A 21797-nucleotide genomic window follows, 5' to 3' on the forward strand; every position below is an offset into this window, starting at 1 on the left:
GCCTTCATGAGTGCAATTTGCGTTCAATGATAATGCATTGAGCTTTGTTCATGTTGGCCGCAGCGTAACGGCGTCAACCCAATGGCAGGAAGTGGGTTTCGGCGATCGACTTGTCGATGTTGCCGCGCCAGATCCTGGTGTCGGCAAAGGCAGCGCCAGCACCCTCTTTGGCGGCTTGCCATTTCATCCCGAGATATTGCTGATGTTGCAGCTTTAAATGTGCTTTGCGAAAACTGTCGAATGCCGAGTTCGGCGCATCGTAATGAAAATGGGCGTACCAGATCGGTTTGTCGGTTTTCGCCTGCTTGCTCGCCTCGTATATTTCATATTCTTGCAGGTAGTCGTCTTGTCCATCGGGACGCTTTTCGCGCATTTTTTGCCGTGTGCCTTTCTTGCGGATTACCACGCGACCTTTGCCCATCAGGTAATCCAGGTAGCCCTCGGTAGGCGTACTGCTTTGCAGGCTGCGCGTGATACGCAACGCTTCACCGGACTTTTCAAGCGCACTGGCTCGAGTGTTCAGTTGTTCGATGATCGGGTTGTTTGCATCCAGGCTCTGCACTTTGCTGGCGCGGGCACGCAGATCGTTGGCCTCGGTCACCAGCATATGTTCAAGATTGATCGGTTCCATGGTTTTGTAGCTTCGCACCTTATTTTCAAAGGCATCCGCCGCCGCCAAGCGTGCACGGGCGTTCGCGAGCAAGGCGTTTACGTCGGTGGGGAGCTTCGGTGGGGCGGCAACCGTTCGGCTTTGGTTGGTGTTCAAGCGAAAGGTGTTGCTGTCGCCAATCTTGTCCCACACTTCAACAGTCGCCCCATCCGCATCGTTGATGATCAATTGCCTCGGCGACTGCTGGCCGGCCGGCTTCTCGATACCAATCAATAACTGACCCTCGTCAGTTTCAAACACCGTTTGGGTGGTGTTCGATGTTGACTGGGAAGCGGGCTTTTTTATCGTGCGCTGGGCTTTTCGTATCAGGCGGGCAAGATCCTTCTGCAGCAGCGCCAGAAAGCTTTGGTCGAAATGGCTGGGCGATTTTTCGTTCCAGGTTATCAAGTCAAGCGACAAGTCTTCATAGACCTTGATGCAGTTTTGCAGGACCCGGTTGCGTTCGACACGGCTGATGTTGGCATCGGGCAACGTCATGTGGCTGGTGACGGCACGATCGAACCTGCTTCTGGCTCGATGCACTGCGGCCTCCAGAAACAGCCAGTCAATGCTCAAGGTGTCTGGCCGCAGGCTGAGCGCTTGCATGAGATTGCTGCTTCTCGTGCTCGCCATGCGCAGGTCGGTAAACCTGTTTTTCCAGGCATCCAAGTAGGTGGAGACCTCCGTGCGCGTGTGCCTGACGGTGATGCGTTTGACCCACGTGCTCATGTCTTTCATCGAGGCCTCTATCCGGTTCAGCTCATCGAGCAAGTCAAGGCGACACTGTCTGATTTCCTGGGTCAGTGCTTGAAGAGCCCCTGGTGTGTGAGATGAGCGGTTCAGTTGGTGGTTGATCTCGATGATTCGATCGATAAGCACACCGGCCCGGTCTTTTGCATTCTGGATCAGGTGGTTCAGGCGGTCCGCTACGATGTGGGCTGTCCGGTTCAGTTCCTCGGAATAGTCGAGGTCGCGAATATGCACTTGACGCTGTTTAGCCGTTTCGAACGATGCATACAGGTGCTTGGCATCGTCGACGTCTTTGGTCAGCGCGATATCCAGGATTTTGCTGTCCGTTAATTTTTGTGGTGATACGTCTGACGGGGCCGGATAGTCACTGGCAAATTTCTTTAGCTTGCTGGTGGTCTCGCTGACCTGACCGTAACAGGCACGGGCCTGGTTTTGCAGGGATTGGCCGAGTTCGAGGCGCTGCATATTGACCTCAAGCGCGTCTGCAGGCAGTTGCCGAGCGACGGTTGCTGGCACGTTGGCCCGCGCCCGCGATGCGTCACGTCCTGTGCGCCTGCTGCCGCCGCCATAACCCGTGAGGTGGCCGCCATGCAGTGCCGAGTAAGTGTCCCACTGCAACGCGTGGTCCAGGGCAACGGCCGGTGAGTAATACTTGCCCTTGGCGACCAGACGCATCTCGTGAGCCGTTGGGTCAAACTTGACGTTGTAATAGCGCCCCTCACTGAGGATGAAATGCTCGCCAGAGGTGTGGCGCAGGGTATGGCGATAAGGCCCGGTATGTACCGGTTGCAGGCTGTCGATACTGAAGATATGCGGGTGTTCGTAACCGGCAAAACGCTGGCGTGCGGTTGTGCGCTGGTGTGTTTTGACAGAGCGCCAAAAGTTTGGGCGTCGCGGATGCTTGAGCTGGTGGGCGGCGCTCAATCGCCGGGCCGAACTGCCGCGTGAGCCGGGCACGGCCGCCAGCGCCAGGGTATCCATCGCCGCGTATACCAGGCACTCGAACACCGAGGCTAATTGTTCGATGCCATGCCCGCTGTCACCGCGCCTGAAGGCAGCTACGGCTTGGTACAGGCTGGTGGTGGCGTCTGCCAGGGACACTGCAGTGCCGATAAAGGGTACGAACGACAGAGCGATTTTGATGCCGTTGAACACCTTGCCGCTTTTGAGAGAATATTTTTCGTGGGCCAGGTCATCATTGGATCGCGCATCATTACGATGCGCTTCCAGCAAACGGCCCATCTGAGCATTCAACTGATGGGCGGCCAATGAAGTGGTGACTGGCCAGGGGAGTCCGGCCTGTATCATCGCGTCGTAGCCTTTACCGGTGGCATGGTCGATACGACCCAGGTGTGCTCGCACATCACCCTTGATTGCGCGACCCGCCACGTATAGCGCCATGCTGTCGAGACGGCAGAGTTCGAACAGGGCAATGCGCGCCTGCTCAAGATTGGCATAACGGCGCAGGTAGCGTTCGTCAGGCGCGTCCGGAAGGTAAAGCAAGGTGCTGCCCGAGTTTTGTTCCTCGATGAATGTGATGCCCGACAGGGTAATCTGGCTCTCCTGCCGGGTGTCCGCACCACCAACACTCAGATGAGCCGGCAGCAGACGGATGCGCTTCGCGCTGGCGTGCCAGGCGGCCTGGGTATCGGCGTCGATGGCGGTGTTCAACACCCGTACTTCGTCGGCGCTGATGTGGTTCTGCATGTGCGCCAATATGCCCTGCGTTTTGAGCATCAGGCGCAAAGGCTCCACCAGGCATTCGCGGCGGTAGAGTTTTTGATGGATGGATTCGCCCTGGGCGCCCTTGAACGCGTCGAGGATGCGGACTTCGTACTGTTTAGCCAGGTCAAGGCCGGTAACTAGATCCTTCAGGTAGCTTTTTGTGATGCCAGCCTTGAGGGTGTCACGCTCTTCGACATCGTCGGCTGTCACCTGGACAGTCACGAACCCCAGGCGCTGGCTCAGTTCGGCGTCGATGTTGCGTAGCGCCAGGTCGTCCAACGTCATCTGGCTGCGCCTGGCACTGGGTATATCAATGATTTTGACCGGAGTACCCGGTGCGGCGCCGGCAATGATGTCGCGTTTTTGCTCCACCGAGTCAGGCAGTTCCAGTTGAAGAGTAAAGCCTTTGCGGATGGAAAAATCCTTGCGTATACGCGCATCGAGCTTGTGCCTGACGAACGCGTCACGCGGTGGCAGGGAGCGCTCCAGCAGCGTCTGGGCATTGTTCAGCGCCGGTATATAGGCGCGTAGCAGGGCCTTGAATGCCTCGCGTTTTTCAACGGGTTGAGTGATCAGCCATGACGGCAGTCGTTCGGCCAGCAGCCGCGCATTATGTTGTTCGACAAGTAGCAGAAACGCCGCCTCACGCGCCGAGTTTTCGGGCACCAACAAGCCAGGCAGCGTTTGCTCCACCCGTTGCTCCAGTTCACCGACGCGCTGTGACGCGTGTTCATCGGCTGACCACGTCTGGCGCACGCGGGCGGCCTGTTCTTCAAAGGCGGCCTGTTGACTGCTCAAGCTGTAGTCGAATGGGTCCTGGGTCAGTGTCGTGAATTGCAGCGCCAGTTGTTGATCCTCGGGCTGAATGCCAAATATCCCATCCTCCAGTGCCTGGCGCGACGAGAAACGCTGCAAACCACCGTCCCTGCCGGGCCAGTAAATGATATGCACGCCTTCACGTGTCCCGGCCGTGGATTCGTCCTGGGGTGGAAGGAAAACCAGTGGCCCGTTGAGTTCGGTGCGGGTAGGCGTTGGATTCCCGGCTTGAGTGACCGACAAGGTCAACGCGACGACATCCGGCGAGGGTGCGGCCAGGGCGTTTTCGATCAGTTGCAGTTCGTCCTCACTTAGTTGATCGAGGGTTCTCTGGATACGCGCTTCGGTCTTGACCCCCTGCAAACGTGCCTGGTACAGCGCGGTGTAGTGGGTGTTGAGCGTGTCGAAATCCAGGGGCGCTCGGTTGAGCATGGCCCGCGCCGCCGCTTCGGCAGCGTGTTGTAGCGCCTTGAGTGCGTCCAGTTGTTGCTTGAATGACTGCCAGCGCTCACTCGTTGGTGTGTCGTTGCCCAACAGGTTTTCCAGGGCGCGCCGTTGGTGCTCGATCAAAGCTTTGCGTTGGCGGGTATCGACACCGTTATGCAGCCGGCCGAATTGGGGAACGGGTGGGGTGCTAGTGGTGCCGACGGCCGATTCCGGGTGTTCAGGCTCCGAGGCAAACAGACAGCGGGTTTTACGCATGTCATCAAGCCGGTCGACGTGCTGGAGGGCCAAGTAAGCGTCGTGGATCTGTACGTTCGCAAGCGGGCTCAGAGCGTCCTGATATTGCGCCTCGGTCAATTGTTTCAGCCAAAGGGTGATGCCCGTTTCCAGCGGGTTGTGGCTGGCCTTGTAGTCGATCCTTGCCAAAGGATCGACCTCGGTGATGCCGAACAGCGTTTGCTGTCGGTCGAGCAGCCAGCGTTCCAGGTCTTCGCGTCTGCTCAATACCTTCCATGTCGGAACCTGAGTGGGCAGGTACAGCAGTTGACTGGCCGGCGTTTCCGTATCGAGGCTCAATACCCAGGCACCAGGCAGGGCGATGGCTGGGGCGTCGTGGGGCTTGAGAAATAGGTGTTCGGTGTAGCGGCGAGGTGTCTGCGCTGTAGCCGACTGCGAATGGAGCAGTGAAAACACGGGATCGAGGACTTCGGCATGCACCTTCCCCGAGGCGAGTGACCGCTCAGCGCTGGCTTCAATGTGAATCCGGTACAGCTCCAGCACCCGCTTGTAGCAAGTTACCGGCGAGCGGGGCGCTCGCTCTGTACGCCAGTAGCGCAGCCAGTGGTCATCCAGGCTTTGTTCCAGGTCCAGGCCCTTGAGCTCGTCGAGCAGCATCGCCGCGGTGTAGCGCGACAACGCGTGGGCCTGCGGCAGGTTGAGCACACGTGCGTCTGGCACCTGCGCTGTATCAAGGGCCGGATGCTGTTGCATATAGAGGCAGGCATCTGTCAGGACAATGCGGCTGCGCCCACGTCGCTCGGTGGCGGGAAACTCCAGTGCCACGCGCTCGCCGTCCAATTGAAGCTGCGCTTGGAGCATCCGATTGATGGTGTCGCGCACCGTCGGGATACCCTCCATTAGCACGAGCAGCTCGGCGCGGCAGTTCTGCAAGCGTGGCGTGGCATCGGCGAGCAGGTGTTCGTCGATGGCCGGTTGCATCAGTGGGTGTGTCGCAGGAGGTAGGGCAATGGAAGAAGGCATGGGGCGGATTCGCTCTATCTAAAAGGCCAAAGCCCTATTAGAGATCGACATGCCAAGTGGGCTGCGGCACATAGCTATCGACATGACCGCTGGGCACTCTTCATCAAACTGTCATCGAACTGTGGCAGCGCGCTTGAACAAACTTCATCAGACTCGCGCTCTACTGGGGTTCTGCGTTTTGGTGTTTTTCATGCGTGCGTTGTTTTTAGTGGCCGCTCTCCTGTTCGGCCTGCCGTCTTTTGCGGCTTCTCGGTGTGATGTCAATGTCCCGACCCAAACGGTCGACCTGGCTCAGGTGAGCATCGCCTATCAAAGTATCGGCCGTGCGTCCGACCCTGCGTTGCTGCTGGTGATGGGGCTGGGCGGGCAGTTGATTCACTGGCCGGATGAAGTGGTGGTGGCCCTGTGCGAACAAGGCTTTCGGGTGATTCGCTACGACAACCGCGACGTCGGCCTGTCCACCTGGCGGCAGGCGCCGGCGAGCGCCAACCTGACCTTCGAAGTGCTGCGCTACAAGCTCGGTTTGCCGGTGGCGGCACCCTATACGTTGACCGACATGGCCGACGACGCGCTGGGCTTGATGGATGCATTGCAGGTGCAGCAATTTCATGTCCTTGGCGCAAGCATGGGCGGCATGATCGCTCAACACCTGGCGGCCATGGCGCCACAGCGTGTGGAAAGCCTGACCCTGATCATGACCAGCTCCGGCGCCGAGGGCCTGCCCGCACCGAACGCAGCCCTGGTGCAATTGCTGTCGCGGCGCAGCGCGCCCAATCGTGAGGTGGCGCTGGAGCAACAGGCAGACTTGCTCGCGGCGTTGGGCAGCCCGGATATCAAGGACGATCGCCAGGCGTTGCTGCACCAGGCGGCGCTGTCCTATGACCGCGCCTTCAACCCCGAAGGCGTGAAGCGCCAGATCATGGCGATCCTGGCCGAGCCGAGCCGTGTGCCCTTGCTCAACCAACTGCGGGTGCCGACCCTGGTCGTACACGGCACCGCCGACCCGTTGTTGCCGGTAATGCACGGCGTGCATCTGGCCGCGCATATCCAGGGCAGCCAGTTGAAATTGATTCCCGGCCTGGCCCACCGTTTTCAGGAAGCGTTCAAGGCGCCCTTGCTGGCGGCGGTGTTGCCCTACCTGCAAGCCCATCGCCAGGATGCCGCGCACTGGGCGCAGATCGATTTGAGCGAGCCTTCGAAGGTGCTGTGAAGGTGGTGTATCGTGCAACCTTTATGTATGCGCATGACTGCCCGCGAGGTTGCCCACCATGAGTACCCCCCTGAAAATCGATTTCGTCAGCGACGTATCCTGCCCCTGGTGCATCATCGGCCTGCGCGGCCTGACCGAAGCCCTCGACCAGCTCGGCAGCGAAGTGCAGGCCGAGATTCATTTCCAGCCGTTCGAACTGAACCCGAACATGCCCGCCATCGGGCAGAACATCGTCGAGCACATCACCGAAAAGTACGGCTCCACGGCGCAAGAGTCCCAGGCTAATCGTGCGCGTATCCGCGACATGGGCGCCGCATTGGGCTTTGCGTTCCGCACCGACGGCCAGAGCCGTATCTACAACACCTTCGACGCGCACCGCCTGTTGCATTGGGCCGGGTTGGAAGGTTTGCAATACAACCTCAAGGAAGCGCTGTTCAAGGCGTATTTCAGCGATGGCCAGGACCCTTCCGACCACGCGACCCTGGCGATCATCGCCGAGAGCGTAGGGCTGGACATTGCGCGCGCCGCCGAGATTCTTGCCAGCGATGAATACGCCGCCGAAGTCCGCGAGCAGGAACAGCTGTGGGTTTCTCGTGGGGTGAGTTCGGTGCCGACCATTGTCTTCAATGACCAATATGCGGTGAGCGGTGGGCAACCGGCGGAAGCCTTCGTCGGCGCGATTCGCCAGATTATCAACGAATCGAAATCCTGAGGCCGAGCACGGAGCAAAATGTGGGAGCTGGCTTGCCTGCGATAGCGGACTGTCAGTTGCAAATGGGCTGGCTGACACACCGTTATCGCCGGCAAGCCAGCTCCCACACGTGATACTCATTGTTTGCAAACATGGCGCTCATCCGAGCGCTGGCCCATCCCTTGCATTACACCCCTAAAGCCCAACCGGCCTGCGGTTGGGCGCTGCCATTAGGGGTGAAACTTACCTTGAACATTCTAGACCTTGACCACAGCCTCACCGGCCAGGCACCGATTGCCCGGCGGTTGGCCAGCGGTCGGGCCACGCGCCTGGACCTGCTGGACCTGGGCCCGAAATTGCGTTTGTGGTCCACCGAAAAAACCTGGAAGCGTTTCGTCGAGCGCCTGGCCCAACGGCCACGGCCCCGTGACGCGCGCCCGGAAATCCTGTTTGTCGGTTCCGGCGATTATCACCACCTTACGCCGGCGTTTTTGGCCGATCTCAAAGAGCCCGTCAGCCTGATTCACTTTGACAACCACCCCGACTGGGTGCGCTTTGCGCCCAAGCGGCACTGCGGTTCGTGGGTCAACCGGGCGCTGAAGATGCCGGCGATCCAACGCATCGTCACCCTCGGCCCGTGCAGCGATGACCTGCATAACCCGCAACTGCGCGGCGGCAACCTTGGCGCCCTCAAGCGCGGGCGTTTGCAGTTGTTTCCCTGGCAGCATCCGCCGTCCAAGGTCTGGGGCCGGGTGGGGGACGGCGCCGGCCACCAGCAACAGGAAAACCACCTGCATTGGCGCAACCTGGCGGACCTGGATTGGGCAGCCTTCCTCGACCAGATGATTGCCAGCCTGCCCACCGAGGCGATCTGGATCACCATCGACAAAGATGTGCTGGCCAGTGAAGACGCCGCCACCAACTGGGACCAGGGCGGCATGCGCCTGACCCATTTGCTCCAGGCCCTGCGGGCGTTGGCGGCGGGTAAACGCATCATTGGCATCGACATCTGCGGTGAGTTCGCCACACCGGCGTTCAGCAACGCGTTCAAGCGCTGGGAAGCCAAGTCCGACCAGCCGCCACCGGAGCGCTGGAGCCCGCAAGACTTGCAGCGCAATGCTGCAACCAATGAAGCCTTGATCGACCTGTTTGAGGAGCTGTTCCCGTGACCCTGACCGTGGTGTTGTTACTGGCGTTTTCCATCGTCCTCGATGTGATTGGCCAGCTGTGTTTCAAATTGGGCGTGGACCGTTTGCCCCAACTCGATGGCGGTTTTCGCCTGCGTGCGTTCTGGGGCCAGGTGTTCAATGCGCCGCTGCTGTGGGCCGGCGTCGGCGCCTATGTGATTGAGTTTTTTGTGTGGCTCGAAGCGCTGTCCCGTGCGCCCTTGAGTCTGCTGTTTCCGCTGGCGGCGTTGGCCTATTGCCTGGTGGTGTTGGCGGGCAGGGTGGTGCTCAAGGAAACCGTCAGCGGACGTCGCTGGCTGGGCACATTGGTGATCACTTTGGGTGTGATGTTGGTAGCAATCGCGGGGAACCAGGCATGACAACGCAAACAATCAATACCGGCTGGCTGCATGGGCGGCTTGGCACCCTGGTGCTGTGGGCACTGCTGATCGCCACCGAAAGCGCCGGGCAGTTGTTCACCAAGGTGGCCGGCGATCAATTGGGGCCGATGGACTTCAGTTGGCAATGGCTGGCGGACGTGGCGCGTAACCCGGGGATTCTGGCGGCGATTGCCAGCTATCTGGGTGCGTTTTTTGTGTGGATGCTGATCCTGCGGCGTAGCAGTTTGTCCCTGGCGTTTCCGCTGAGTTCGCTGGTGTTTGTGGCCGTATTGCTGGGGTCTTGGCTGGGGCTGGGCGAGCACATCAGCGTGCTGCATTGGGTGGGCGTGGTGGTGATTATCGGTGGTATCGCGCTGTTGGCTGAAGGCGAAGAACACTGAAGTTAGTGCTATGAAACACAGGCTCAATGTGGGAGCGGGCTTGCTCGCGAATGCGGTGGGTCAGTTAAGTATCGGGTGACGGACACACTGCTTTCACGAGCAAGCCCGCTCCCACAATTTTGCTCCCGTGTAATTCAGTCGAAGGTGTAGCTGATCGCCGTCTGCACCTGGCCCTGATTCACATGGCCAGCCTCCTTGACGATGCTGCTCTTGGCCGCCGACCCCACCAGGTGTACCCAGCTGGCGCTGGTCAGCAGCGACCAATGGGGCGCCATGGGGAAGGCGAAGCTTTGGCTCAGCGTCACATTCTGGAAGCCCCCGCTCGCGTTATAGGGCCGCAAGCCTGAAGCGACGGCTTCGTTGTTGTCCACGCCGAAGAAGGTATTGGTCTGGCGCGCATCGGCAAAATGCGCAACCAGGCTATTGCTGCCGATAATCCCGCCACCCACGGGGTAACCCAGCTCGCCGCCGATTTTGCCCAGGGCGCCGCTCTGGGAATGCCCGCCGCCCACGGCCTGGCCCAATTGCGCATAGACCCGCCAGAAATTGGCCGGGGCGTATTGGACGAAGCCGCCCACCTCGGCCATGTCCGACACGTTGCGCAGGCCCTGCAATTCGCCGTTGGAAGTACGCCCCGGAAGGTAGTTGATATAGGGGCCAGCGGTCAGGCCGTGGGTATCCAGGGCGCTCCAGGTGAGGCCGTCATCGGTACTCAGGCTGACGTCGCCCCAATCCAGGTCCAGGTAAGGCACAGGCCGGGTTTCGTAGCGGCTGGCGCTGGGGTCGTGGGGCTGATAGCTGAGGCCCGCGCCCACGTCGCCCGTGATGCCTTCTGCCCACGCGGCACTGCAAAGGCCCCACCCTCCAAGTAAACCGGTGAATACAGCAGCAGCGAGCTTGGACATGGAGACGTTTCCTGAAGGTGGGCAGGCGCGCATGAACGCGCAAACCGACGCGCCTGCGCAAGCACTCATGTTGTTTGTAGCAAGCTACAAAAATTGTAGCTCCTGCGACATATATCGCTGCGCATTTCGCGCTCACCCCCAGCCCTGCGGGGTTTTGGCCAGTTGGCACAGTCCCTGCTCTATCCCTTGGCAAGCGCAGACAGCGCGCTCCTCCAAGGCCCTTTACCTAAAGGAAAGGCAGATGATCAACTGGCATATCGTGTGTGACTTCGACGGGACCATTACCCCCACCGATGTCATCGACAACGTCCTCCAACGCTTCGCCGGCCCCGAGTGGGAAACCATTGAGCAGGAATGGCTGGATGGGCATATCGGTTCACGCGAATGCCTGAGCCGCCAACTGGCGCTGATCAAGGCCACCCCGGCTGAACTGCTGGCGTACTTTGACAGCGTCCAGATCGACCCGGACTTCCCGGATTTTGTCGATCACGTCATGGGCCTGGGTGCTTCCATCGAGGTGGTCAGCGATGGCATCGAGCAGGGCATTGCCCGCATCCTTTCGCGCAACTACGTGACCTTGTTGCCGATCCTCGCCAACCGCCTGCGCCAGGTCGACCAGGACAGCTGGCGCATCGACTTCCCGTATTCCAGCGATGCCTGTCGCGCCGCTGCCGGCAACTGCAAGTGCAAATCCACGCCGCGCAACAAGCGCGTGCTGGTGATCGGCGACGGCAAGTCCGACATGTGCGTGGCCTCCACCGCCGACTTCGTGTTCGCCAAGGGCAGCCTCGCCGACTACTGCGTCGCCCACCAGATTCCTCATGCGCGCTTCGACAGCTTTGCGCAAGTGCCGGCGTTGCTGGCCAAGCTGCCACAAGGCCTCGCCGCCAACGCCACCACCTTCAACACCTCTTCTGACAATCAGGAACTCTTCCATCATGTCTGATATCCGTATCGCTACCGCTGAAGACCAGGTGCTTCTGGATAAAGAAGCCAAGTATTGCTCCTACGGCGACACCGTTCACTACATCGAGCCGCCGCGTATTTTCAGCCGCTGCGAAGGCTCCTATGTGTGGGACACCGAAGACCAGGCCTACCTCGATCTGCAGATGTGGTACTCGGCCGTCAACTTCGGCTATGCCAACCCGCGCCTGAACAACGCGCTGAAAAAGCAGATCGACACCCTGCCGCAAATCGCCAGCCAGTACCTGCACAAAGGCAAGATCGAGCTGTCGGAAATGATCGCGGTCGATGCCAAGAACAAGTTCGGCCTCGACGGCCGTGTGCACTTCAACGTCGGCGGTTCGCAGTCCATCGAAGATTCCCTGAAGGTGGTGCGCAACGCCAGCAACGGCAAAAGCTTGATGTTCGCCTTCGAAGGCGGCTACCACGGGCGCACCCTCGGCGCCTCGTCGATCACCTCTAGCTTCCGCTATCGTCGTCGCTACGGCCACTTTGGCGAACGCGCCAATTTCATCCCATTCCCTTACCACTTCCGTGGCCCGAAGGGCATGACCAAGGAAGAGTACGGCAGCCATTGCGTGCAGCAGTTCGCCCGCTTGTTCGAGACCGAATACAACGGCGTGTGGGACCCTAAGACCAACCAGTGCGAATACGCAGCTTTCTATGTCGAGCCGATCCAGGGCACCGGCGGCTACGTGATCCCGCCGATGAATTTCTACCGCGAGCTCAAGCACGTCCTGGACCAGCACGGCATCCTGATGGTGTCCGACGAAATCCAGATGGGCTTCTATCGCACCGGCAAACTCTGGTCGATCGAGCACTTCGATGTACAGCCGGACGTGATCGTGTTCGGCAAGGCGTTGACCAATGGTCTCAACCCATTGGGCGGTATCTGGGCCCGTGAAGAGTTGATCAACCCGAAGGTGTTCCCGCCAGGTTCGACTCACTCCACCTTCGCCTCCAACCCGTTGGGCACCGCGGTGGGCCTGGAAATGTTCAAGATGACCAGCGAAGTCGACTACGGCGCCATGGTCATGGCCAAGGGCAAATACTTCCTGGAAGGCCTGCAAGACTTGCAAAAACGCTTCCCCATCATCGGCGATGTGGACGGCCTGGGCCTGGCGCTGCGCTGCGAAATCTGCGGCCCGGATGGCTTCACCCCGGACAAGGCGACCCTGGACTACATGGTCGAAGAAGGCATGAAAGGCGACATGCTGGTAGACGGCCAGAAGCTCGGGTTGATCCTCGATGTGGGCGGTTACTACAAGAACGTGATCACCCTGGCGCCGTCCCTGGAAATCAGCTACCCGGAAATCGACCTGGGCCTGAAGTTGCTCGAGCAACTGCTGGTGCGAGCAACCACGCGGTGAATGCTCAAGGGATCGACCTCGGTGAAGGCACTGCCGGTTTCGTTCTCGGTGATGGTCCGGTCGGGATCCTGTTGATCCACGGCCTGACCGGCACACCGACCGAGTTGCGCCAGGTCGCCAAGGGCCTGGCCAAGGCGGGCAACTGCACGGTGTATGTGCCCACGCTGGCCGGGCACTGCGGCGACAACAGCGACTTGCAGGCCACCGGCTGGCAGGACTGGTACGAAGGCGTGCGCAAGACCTTCGTACAGGTCAAGCAACGCCACGGGCAGGTGTTTGTCGGTGGCTTGTCCATGGGCGCGGTGATGTCGATGTATGTGGCGTCCGAACACCCAGGGCAAGTCGCCGGGTTGCTGATGTATTCCACCACCTTGAAGTACGACGGCTGGAGCATCAACAAACTGGCGTTTCTCACGCCCTTGCTGATGAAGATTCCGTTCGGCGTGCACATTTGCAGCTTCGAAGAGAAGCCGCCCTATGGCATTAAGAACGAGCGCCTGCGGGCCATCGTCGAGCGGCAGATGAAGGAAGGCGAGAGCAGTGAGGCGGGGTTGCTGACCATGGAAGGCATCACCGTGCGCGAGCTGCACCGCATGAACGCGGTGGTCAAGAAACGCATGCCCCAGATCAAGGTGCCGGCGCTGGTGCTGCATTCCATCGAGGACGACATCACCAGCCGCTGGAACGCCGATTACGTGGAGCGCCACCTCGGCGGGCCGGTGACCAAGATCCTGCTGGACAACTGCTACCACATGATCACGGTCGATTTGCAGTACCGCCGGGTGATCGAGTTGAGTGCCAGGTTTGTCGAGCAGCACGCAGTCTTCAAGCCAACGCAGGCACCTGTGGGAGCTGGCTTGCCGGCGATGGCATCACTGCAATCTGCCTGATACACCGCGGCGCCTGCATCGCAGCGATGCGGCGACCCGACAAGCCAGCTCCCACATTGGATCGGCGTTCGCCATTGAAATAAGGGCAATCTGTGATAACCACCCAAGCCTTCCCGACCATCCGGGCTATCCAGCGCGATGCCTGGAACGACTGTTTTCCCGGTGCCCTGGAGGATTGGGACTATTACCTGGCCGTGGAAAACGCCGCGATCGATGACTTTCAGTGGCGTTACCTCGCGGTCTTCGAGGATCAAACGCTGGTGGCCGTGGCTGCCGCGTTCATCACCCATTATCGCCTCGACACTACGCTGTCGGGGGCCGGCAAACGCTTGACCGAGCGCCTGGAGCGGCTGTGGCCGGGCGTTTTGCAACTGGCGTTGTACGCCATCGGTTCGCCGGTGGCTGAGCGCTGTGATGCCGGTGTCGCCAGCCATGTGGCCGAATCCCGGCGCCCGTTGCTGTTGCAGCAGTTACTGGCGGCTGCGCGCAGCGATGCCAACGCGCTCGGTATCGGCTTGCTGGCGGTCAAGGATGCGCCCACCAACGACCCGCATTGGGCCCAGAGCTGCCTTGCCGCAGGCTTTCAAAGCATGCCCAGTTTGCCCACGGGGGTGTTGCCCCTGCCTTATGGCTCGGTGGATGCCTACCTGGGGTCGCTGGGCAAATCCACGCGCAAGGACCTGCGCCGCAAACTGCGCGCACCAGGGCCGCGCGTCGAGTGGCGGCGCAATATCGATGACGTGCTGCCCGAGGTCATGCGCCTGTACGAGGCCACGCTCGCGCGCGCAGACTTGCAGTTCGAGCGCCTGCCCGCCGGTTACTTCACGGGGGTGCTCGAACACCTGCACGAGCGGGCGGTCTGTGTTCTGTACTGGGTGGACGAGCGCCTGGTGGCGTTCAACCTGATCCTGCTGGATGAGCATCGGCTGGTGGACAAGTTCTTTGGCCATGACCTTGCGTTCAGCCGCGAGTACAACCTGTACTTCCGTAGCTGGTTGACCAATGTCGACTACTGTATTGAACACCGTATTGCGCTGTACGAGTGCGGCCAGGCCGGGTATGCCAGTAAACTGCGCCTGGGGTGCGAGTTCGAGGGCAACAGCCTGTTCTTCCGCCACCGTAACTGGCTGGTCAACGGCCTGCTCAAGCTTGTAAAACTGTTTATTCGACCGGATCGTTCCGACCCTGCCATGGCTGCTGCGATAAGCGAAACCTGATGATTACCAAGACCCGCCAGAAAGCCCGCCCCTTTGCCATTTCGCGTTGGAGCGTCCAGCGCAAGCTGGTGCTGGCGTTCTGGCTGGTCAGCGTGATTCCTACGATGATCGCGGCTGAGCTGGCTGCCACCACGCTGTCGCAGATTTTCGACAGCAACGTGCGTATCTGGCTGCAAGAGTCGACCAAGATCGTCAAGGACGAAATCGGCGACATCCTTCACGACAACGCGCGCATGGCCAAGCTGTTCCTGCGCTATACCAGCCCGCCGTCGTCCAAAAATGCCGAAAAGCATGACCGGCTCACCGCCGACATTGCCGATGCCACCGATATCGACGTGGTCGCACTGATTCGCACCAGCGACCGCAAAGTGATGTTCAGCACGGCCGCCGATGACATCGTCAGGCAGATCAACCTCACCAGCAACGCGGTGCTGCAAACCGTGCAAGTCGCCGGCGTGAGCACGGGCCTGGTGGTGTCCACCTTCGAAACCAGCCGTGACGGCGTTGATTACCTGTTGCTGGTCGCCACTTACCTGGACAGCAGTTTCCTCACCAGCGTGGCCGATGTGCATTCCCTCGACCTGCGTCTGTATTTGGCCAACCCTGCCGGTTTTTCCGAAATATTTTCCACCCAGCGCTTCGCCAATCATCCCTCGCGCATCCCCAAGAATGTCGAGGCCTACCTGCGCAGCACCAAGCAGCCCAGCGAGCAGTTCACTAACCAGTACAGCGGTTTGTATTGGCCGATTTTCAATGACGCCGGTGAGTTGCAAGGCGTGATCTTCAGCGGCCTGCTACGCCATACCAGCCTGGTGGGGTTGGTGAACCAGAGCAACCTGTTCGTGCTGATCTTCCTGGTCAGCTCGGCGCTGTCATTGGCGGCTGGGTTGTTGGTGTCGCGGCGCCTGACCAAGCCTCTGCGCGATTTGTCCCAGGGCGTGGATGCGGTGATCTCGGGCAGTTATGCACACCGTGTGGTGGTCAGTGGCGGTGACGAACTGGCGCAATTGAGCAGCACCTTCAACCACATGACCGAACGCCTGGGCGAGTTGCATCATCTGGAAGCCCAACTGCGCCGGCGTGACCGCTTGCATGCCCTGGGTGAAGTCGCCATGGGCCTGGCTCACGAAATTCGCAACCCATTGGGCATCATCAAGACCGCCACCCAACTGTTGCATCGGCGCGCTGACCTGGCGGAAACCGACAAGCGTCACCTGGAATATGTCATCAGCGAAGTCAGCCGCATCAACGAGCTGATTACCGAGTTCCTCGATTTCGCCAAGCCCAACCCGCCGATACGCGTGCAGCAACCGGCACGCGCCCTGGTGGAAGAAATCCTCGGTTTCTGCGGCCCGGAGCTGAGCAGCCATCGCATTGACGCGCAGATCGACGACCAGGCGCCTGGCGCGACGATCTACGCCGATGCCAAGCAGCTCAAGCAGGCCTGTCTCAACCTGATTCTCAACGCCATCGACGCGATGCCCGACGGCGGGCGCCTGACCCTGGGCATTCGCAGCGTGGGCGACAACACCGTGATCAGCATCGCCGATACCGGCGAGGGCATCCCTGCGGACATGGTGGAGCGTATCTTCACGCCATTCGTCACCACCAAGGCCTCGGGCACAGGCCTGGGCCTGGCCAAAGTCTATTCGATCATGGAAAGTCACGACGGCAGCATCGAATGCGCCAGTGAGAAAGATGCCGGCGCGACCTTCAGCCTGTACATTCCGGCTGACGGTGAAGACGACGGTGAAGATGAGGAAGGGCATGACGCATAACGTATTGGTGGTCGACGACGAGCCCAAGCTCTGTGATCTGCTGACCCAGGCCTTGAGCCAGAACGGCATCCAGGTGTTCAGCGCGGGCAATGGCCTGCATGCGCTCAAGGTGCTGGGGGAGGAGGACATCGACCTGGTCATCAGCGACTGGCGCATGCCGGGCATGGACGGGCCGGCGTTGCTGGCCGAAATCAAGGTGCGTTATCCGACCTTGCCGGTGATCGTGATGACGGCCTACAGCACGGTGAAAAACGCCGTGCAGTCGATGCGTAACGGTGCCTATGACTACATTGCCAAGCCGTTCGACATCGACGAGCTGGACATCACCGTGGCCAAGGCCCTGCAGTTTCGCGACATCATGCGCGACAACGCGCGCATGCGCGCCGAGCTGGACGAGCATGCGCAGTTCGACAGCCTGGTGGGCGATAGCCCGGCGTTTCGCCAAGTGCTCCAGGCGGTCGATTCGGTGCGCGACAGCAACGCTACTATCCTGCTGACCGGCGAAAGCGGCACTGGCAAGGAAATGGTCGCCCGCGCCATCCACAAGCATGGCAGCCGTGCCGACCAACCCTTCGTGGCGGTCAATTGCGCGGCCATCCCTGAAGGCTTGCTGGAAAGCGAGATGTTTGGCCATCGCAAAGGCGCGTTCACCGGCGCCGTGGCTGACCGGGTAGGGCGCTTCATGCAGGCCGACAAGGGCACGCTGTTTCTGGATGAGGTGGGTGATATGCCCTTGGCGTTGCAGGCCAAGATTCTGCGCGCCTTGCAGGAGCGGGTTATCGAACCGGTGGGCGACCCCCGCGAGCGCAAGGTGGATGTACGGGTAATTGCCGCCACCAACAAGAACCTGCTGGATGCGGTGGCAGCCAAGGAGTTTCGCGAAGACTTGTATTACCGCCTGAATGTCTTCCCGATTCCGTTGCCGTCGTTGCGCGAACGTGTGGAAGACATTGCGCCCCTGGCGCGCCACTTCGCCCACACCCTGAGCGCCACCACCGGCAAACGCATCGCCGGTTTCAGCCCCGAGGCGTTGCAGGCCATGGCAGCGTATCACTGGCCGGGCAATATCCGCGAGCTGCAAAACTGCGTGGAGCGCGCAACCATCGTCGCGGCTTCATCGGTGATCGAGGATATTGATTTGCCGGGGTATCTGTTTGCTTCCAAACCAAGCGAGGGCGATGTGACCGCGATCCTCAGCGACGGGCCGGGCGTGCCGCGGGATCTGGATGCGGCGCTGGCCGAGGTGGAGAAAGCCTACATTCTTGCAGCGTTGCAGGAGAGCAATGGGGTGCAGGCCGCAGCGGCGCAGCGGATCGGGATTTCCGAGCGCAGCTTCTGGTATCGCCTGAAAAAGCTGGGGATTCAGGTAGACAAGATCGTGCGCTGATCTGAGTGTGGGAGCTGGCTTGCCTGCGATGATCGCTCCCACGCTTCGCGTGGGAGTGCCTCTGGTGACGCTCTGCGTCACGCGCGTGGACGCGGAGCGTCGTTGGCTGCATTCCCACGCGGGAGCGTGGGAACGATCTGCCGCGTTGTGTCAGGTGTGCAGGCGTACCCACACGCTGACCAACACCGTCGCGGCCATCAACCAGGCCACGGCGGCGACTGCCAGCGATGCCTCCAACCGCAGCCGATCGACCATTACATACAGCGTCGCCAAATACACAAAGTACGGAATGATCGACCACATCCCGAACAAGATGGTGGTCTTCAAATCCGCAACTGTTCGGCCTTTGCCGACGATGTAATGGGCGATCAGCGCAAAAGTGGGAAACAGCGGCACCAAGCCTGCGATGTAATAGTTTCTGGTCTTGGCCAGCGCCGCCAGGATCAGCACCACTGCGGCGCCAAGTGCAGCCTTCAAGAACAGATCCATCAGTGACTCAACCCGTATTTCTTGACCTTGTCGAACAGGGTGGTCTTGGCCATCCCCAGTTCCTGGCTGGCCTGGGTCAGGTTGCCGCCGCTGCGTTGCAGGGCATCGTTGAGCAGGTTGCGCTCAAAGGCTTCCACCGCCTCGGTAAAGGCAACCCCTTGGTTGCCGCTGCCGGCGCCGCTTTTCTTGAAGGCGGGCAAGCCCAGGGCGAAGCGTTCGGCGACGTTGCGCAACTCACGCACGTTGCCCGGCCAGTCGTGGCTCATCAGGCTGGACAGGGTCTGGTTGTCCAGCTCCGGCACGGCGCGGTCGAAGCGTAGCGACGATTGCTGCAGGAAGTGTTCGAACAGTTGCAGGATGTCTTCGCGCCGCTCGCGCAAAGGCGGCAGTTCCAGGGTGACGACATTGAGGCGGTAGTACAGGTCGCTGCGGAACTGGCTGGCGCGGCTCAACTCGTCGAGGTCGGACTTGGTGGCAGCGATTACCCGACAATCCACTGCCACGCTCTGGTTCGAACCCAGGCGTTCCAACGTACGTTCTTGCAGCACCCGCAGCAATTTGATCTGCAGGTTGATCGGCATGCTCTCTACTTCATCGAGGAACAGCGTGCCTTGATGGGCATGCTCGATCTTGCCGATGCGACGTTTGCCGGCGCCGGTGAAGGCGTTGGCCTCGTGGCCGAAAATCTCGCTTTCGAAGAGGTTCTCCGGCAGGCCGCCGCAGTTGAGCGCGACGAACTGGTGCGTATGGCGTCGGCTGAAATCATGCAGGCAGCGCGCGACCAGTTCCTTGCCGGTGCCGGTTTCGCCTTCGATCAACACGTTGGCCGAGGTGTCGGCGACGTTGGCGATCAGTTCACGCAGGTTTTGCATCGCTGGCGAGCGGCCGATGATGCGGCCTTCCAGCGAGTCGCGCTCGGCCAGTTGCCGGCGTAACGACCAGACTTCCCGCGCCAGGCCGCGCTGTTCCAGGGCGCGGCGTGCCACGTCCACCAGGCGTTCGGGCGAGAAGGGTTTCTCCATGAAGTCGTAGGCGCCGTTACGCATGGCGCCCACCGCCATGGAGATATCGCCATGCCCAGTGATCAACACCACCGGCAGGCTTTTATCCATGGCCTTGAGGCGGGTCAGCAGTTCCAGGCCATCGATGCCCGGCAGGCGGATATCGCTGATGACGATGCCAGCGAAGTTCTCGCCGATGCGCTTGAGCGCTTCTTCGGCGCTGCCCACGCCGACGCTGGTGATGTCTTCGAGCGCCAGTGCTTGCTGGCAACCGAGCAGTACGTGGGGGTCGTCTTCGACGATCAGGACGGTAAGGTCTTGGGCTTGTGTATTCATGTCGACTCAGCTCGTTGAGCGCCCACCAATGGCAGGTTAAGGACAAAGGCGGTACCACCATTGGCCGGATGTTCCACGGCAAGGCTACCGCCGGTAGCGGCCGCGAGGCTTGCGGAAAGGGTCAGGCCCAGGCCCAGGCCTTGTTCGCCGGGCTTGGTGGTAAAAAAGGGTTCGAACAAATGCTTGCGCGCCTCGGGGTCGATGCCGTGGCCATTATCACGCACCAACAGGCGGTATTTGCCATCGCCGCTCTGGCCTTCCAGCCACAGTTGCGGCACCGCTTGGGCTTGCATGGCATCGAGCGCGTTACCGATCAGGTTGACCAGGATCTGCTCCAGGCGGGTCTGGTCGATCTGCAATTGGGCGTTGGCAAAGTCACGGTGCACGGTCAACGGCAGGCTGTCCAGGCGCGCGCCGAGCACCTGGAACGCGGCGTCCACGGCCTTGCCGAGGCTGGCTTCGCCCTGGTCGTCGCCGCGCCGAGCAAAGGAGCGCAGGCTGGCGGTGATGCGGCCCATGCGGTCGATCAGTTCGTTGATGGTCTTGAGGTTGGTGCTGGCGGTGTCCAGGGCGCCGCGCTCAAGGAAGCGTACGGTGTTGCCCGACAGCGTGCGCAAGGCCGCCAGCGGCTGGTTCAGTTCGTGGGCGATGCTGGTGGACATCTGGCCGATGGCCGCGAGTTTGCCGGCCTGTACCAGTTCGTCTTGGGCGCGGCGCAAGGTTTCTTCGGCCTGGCGTCGTTCGCGAATCTGGCCCTTGAGCCGTTCGTTGCTGGCGCGCAGGTCGGCGGTGCGTTCGGCAATCCGACGCTCAAGCTGGCTGTTGGCTTCCTGCAAGGCTTCCCGTGCGGCGAGGCGGGTGGCGATGACCTTGCGTCGCTCGTTCCAGGCAATCAGCAGGAAGGCGACCAGGCCGAAGGCGACGGCCACCAGGATGCCCTGGTTGATCGCGGCGCGGCGCAGGTCGTTGAGCGGGGTGAGCAGGGTGAAGTTCCACGGCGTGTCGTTCAGCGGGCGGGTCTGCGCCAGGTAGCTGACCGCGTGCTGGTCGTTGACCACTTCGGTGTTGGCCGGGAAGGTCAGTTTCTCGGTGCCTTCGTTCAGGCGCTCACGGGCCAGGGGTTGCAGTTCATTGAGCGTCGCCCAGTAATATTGCAGGCTGTGGGCCAGGCGGTCCTTGGTGTCATCGCTCAGCGGGCGTACGGCCTTGAGGCGACGCGCCGGGTCGCTGGAAAGAATAATGATGCCGTTCTCATCGCTCACGAAAGCTTCGAGGCGCGCACGTTGCCAGCGCTCTTCTAGCGCTTCGAGGCGTACCTTGACCACAGCGACGCCGATGATCTTGCCGTGCTCTTCCAGGCCATGGGCCAGGTAATAGCCGGGTTCGCCGTTGGTGCTGCCGATGCCGTAGAAACGACCGGGCTGGCCGCGTACGGCGTTCTGGAAATAGGCGCGAAAGGACAGGTCCTCACCTTGGTAACTGTCGGCATCGCGCCAGTTACTGGTGGCCAGCACGCGGCCGGTGGTGTCCATCACGTAGATGGCGCGGCTGCGACTGCGGCGGTTCAGGCCTTCGAGGTAGTCGTTGACCGTCTTGCGGGTTTCCTGGTTCGGGTCGGCGAGCAGTTGGGAAACACTGGACTCCAGTTCCAGCAGGCTGGGCAGGTAGGTGTACTTGCTCAGTTCGCTTTCGACGGTGCGGGCGTGCAGCTCCAACTGGCGTTCGCCGTTGTCGCTGAGGGTGCGGATGCCGTAGTAGTCACTGACCCAGAAGCCGATATAACCCAGGCCGACCATCAGGGCGATGATCAACGGCGGCAGGAACAGTTGGCGTATCAGACGAGGCTTCACGGCAAGTGATGGCGGCGCGGCGCGATATTGATTGGGGTCGCATTTCATCACAGATGCCTTGGGTCAGCTACTTCTCGCCAGTGTAAGAGCGGGCTTGTGTGGGAGTCGGGCTTGCCCGC

16 protein-coding genes are annotated in these 21797 nt (G+C 60.8%); 11 read left to right on the forward strand and 5 right to left on the reverse strand.

Annotated elements, in window-relative coordinates:
• Nucleotides 1–73 precede the first annotated feature (73 nt).
• Nucleotides 74–5644 carry a dermonecrotic toxin domain-containing protein gene (locus AB9N64_RS23870; protein ID WP_371359703.1) on the reverse strand — a complete coding sequence of 1857 codons (5571 nt, stop codon included), beginning with the start codon at nt 5642–5644 and terminating at the stop codon, nt 74–76.
• Nucleotides 5645–5834: 190 nt separating this feature from the next.
• Between AB9N64_RS23870 and AB9N64_RS23875 the strand changes: the two genes are divergently transcribed.
• The 5 genes from AB9N64_RS23875 (at nt 5835) to AB9N64_RS23895 (ending at nt 9492) form a co-directional block, all read left to right on the forward strand.
• Nucleotides 5835–6854, forward strand: a complete 1020-nt coding sequence (locus AB9N64_RS23875) for an alpha/beta fold hydrolase (protein WP_019817689.1) — start codon at nt 5835–5837, stop codon at nt 6852–6854.
• A 58-nt stretch (nt 6855–6912) separates the two neighbouring features.
• On the forward strand, nt 6913–7566 hold the full coding sequence (locus AB9N64_RS23880) for a DsbA family oxidoreductase (RefSeq protein ID WP_014717119.1): 654 nt from the start codon (nt 6913–6915) through the stop codon (nt 7564–7566).
• Nucleotides 7567–7793: 227 nt separating this feature from the next.
• Nucleotides 7794–8714, forward strand: coding sequence for an arginase (locus AB9N64_RS23885; RefSeq protein ID WP_032872911.1), 921 nt, complete (start codon nt 7794–7796; stop codon nt 8712–8714).
• Nucleotides 8711–9091, forward strand: a complete 381-nt coding sequence (locus AB9N64_RS23890; protein WP_014717121.1) for an EamA family transporter — start codon at nt 8711–8713, stop codon at nt 9089–9091. The genes AB9N64_RS23885 and AB9N64_RS23890 overlap by 4 nt, the downstream gene beginning before the upstream one ends.
• Nucleotides 9088–9492, forward strand: coding sequence for an EamA family transporter (locus tag AB9N64_RS23895; protein ID WP_014717122.1), 405 nt, complete (start codon nt 9088–9090; stop codon nt 9490–9492). Before AB9N64_RS23890 ends, AB9N64_RS23895 begins: the two co-directional genes overlap by 4 nt.
• 134 nt (nt 9493–9626) lie before the next feature.
• Here AB9N64_RS23895 and AB9N64_RS23900 read toward each other — a convergent pair whose 3' ends face one another.
• A complete protein-coding gene (locus AB9N64_RS23900) occupies nt 9627–10397 on the reverse strand; it encodes a MipA/OmpV family protein (protein WP_014717123.1) in 771 nt (256 codons plus the stop codon).
• 241 nt (nt 10398–10638) lie between these two features.
• On the opposite strand from AB9N64_RS23900, the gene AB9N64_RS23905 reads away from it, so the two are divergent.
• The 6 genes from AB9N64_RS23905 to AB9N64_RS23930 all read left to right on the forward strand — a co-directional run bounded on the left by AB9N64_RS23905 (nt 10639) and on the right by AB9N64_RS23930 (nt 18002).
• Nucleotides 10639–11343 (forward strand): MtnX-like HAD-IB family phosphatase, encoded by a 705-nt coding sequence (locus tag AB9N64_RS23905; protein ID WP_014717124.1) that lies wholly within the window; start codon nt 10639–10641, stop codon nt 11341–11343.
• Nucleotides 11336–12730, forward strand: a complete 1395-nt coding sequence (locus AB9N64_RS23910; protein WP_003188936.1) for an aspartate aminotransferase family protein — start codon at nt 11336–11338, stop codon at nt 12728–12730. Before AB9N64_RS23905 ends, AB9N64_RS23910 begins: the two co-directional genes overlap by 8 nt.
• Nucleotides 12727–13620: a carboxylesterase gene (locus AB9N64_RS23915; RefSeq protein WP_058410457.1), complete on the forward strand. Its 894-nt coding sequence runs from the start codon at nt 12727–12729 to the stop codon at nt 13618–13620. The genes AB9N64_RS23910 and AB9N64_RS23915 overlap by 4 nt, the downstream gene beginning before the upstream one ends.
• A gap of 92 nt (nt 13621–13712) precedes the next feature.
• Nucleotides 13713–14837 carry a GNAT family N-acetyltransferase gene (locus AB9N64_RS23920; RefSeq protein ID WP_020301176.1) on the forward strand — a complete coding sequence of 375 codons (1125 nt, stop codon included), beginning with the start codon at nt 13713–13715 and terminating at the stop codon, nt 14835–14837.
• Nucleotides 14837–16615 (forward strand): HAMP domain-containing sensor histidine kinase, encoded by a 1779-nt coding sequence (locus AB9N64_RS23925; RefSeq protein WP_032903293.1) that lies wholly within the window; start codon nt 14837–14839, stop codon nt 16613–16615. Before AB9N64_RS23920 ends, AB9N64_RS23925 begins: the two co-directional genes overlap by 1 nt.
• A complete protein-coding gene (locus tag AB9N64_RS23930) occupies nt 16605–18002 on the forward strand; it encodes a sigma-54 dependent transcriptional regulator (RefSeq protein WP_072434259.1) in 1398 nt (465 codons plus the stop codon). Before AB9N64_RS23925 ends, AB9N64_RS23930 begins: the two co-directional genes overlap by 11 nt.
• A gap of 150 nt (nt 18003–18152) precedes the next feature.
• Here AB9N64_RS23930 and AB9N64_RS23935 read toward each other — a convergent pair whose 3' ends face one another.
• The 3 genes from AB9N64_RS23935 to AB9N64_RS23945 are packed head-to-tail and all read right to left on the reverse strand — an operon-like array spanning nt 18153 to nt 21726.
• Entirely contained in the window at nt 18153–18491 is a 339-nt protein-coding gene (locus AB9N64_RS23935; protein WP_014717129.1) for a GlpM family protein, read from the reverse strand.
• A complete protein-coding gene (locus AB9N64_RS23940) occupies nt 18491–19771 on the reverse strand; it encodes a sigma-54 dependent transcriptional regulator (RefSeq protein WP_230957543.1) in 1281 nt (426 codons plus the stop codon). Before AB9N64_RS23940 ends, AB9N64_RS23935 begins: the two co-directional genes overlap by 1 nt.
• A 53-nt stretch (nt 19772–19824) precedes the next feature.
• Complete coding sequence (locus tag AB9N64_RS23945; RefSeq protein ID WP_014717131.1) at nt 19825–21726, reverse strand: sensor histidine kinase; 1902 nt, start codon at nt 21724–21726, stop codon at nt 19825–19827.
• Between the last annotated feature and the right edge of the window lie 71 nt (nt 21727–21797).

This window comes from Pseudomonas sp. KT_2_4, from assembly GCF_041410225.1.
Lineage (GTDB): Bacteria > Pseudomonadota > Gammaproteobacteria > Pseudomonadales > Pseudomonadaceae > Aquipseudomonas > Aquipseudomonas paracarnis.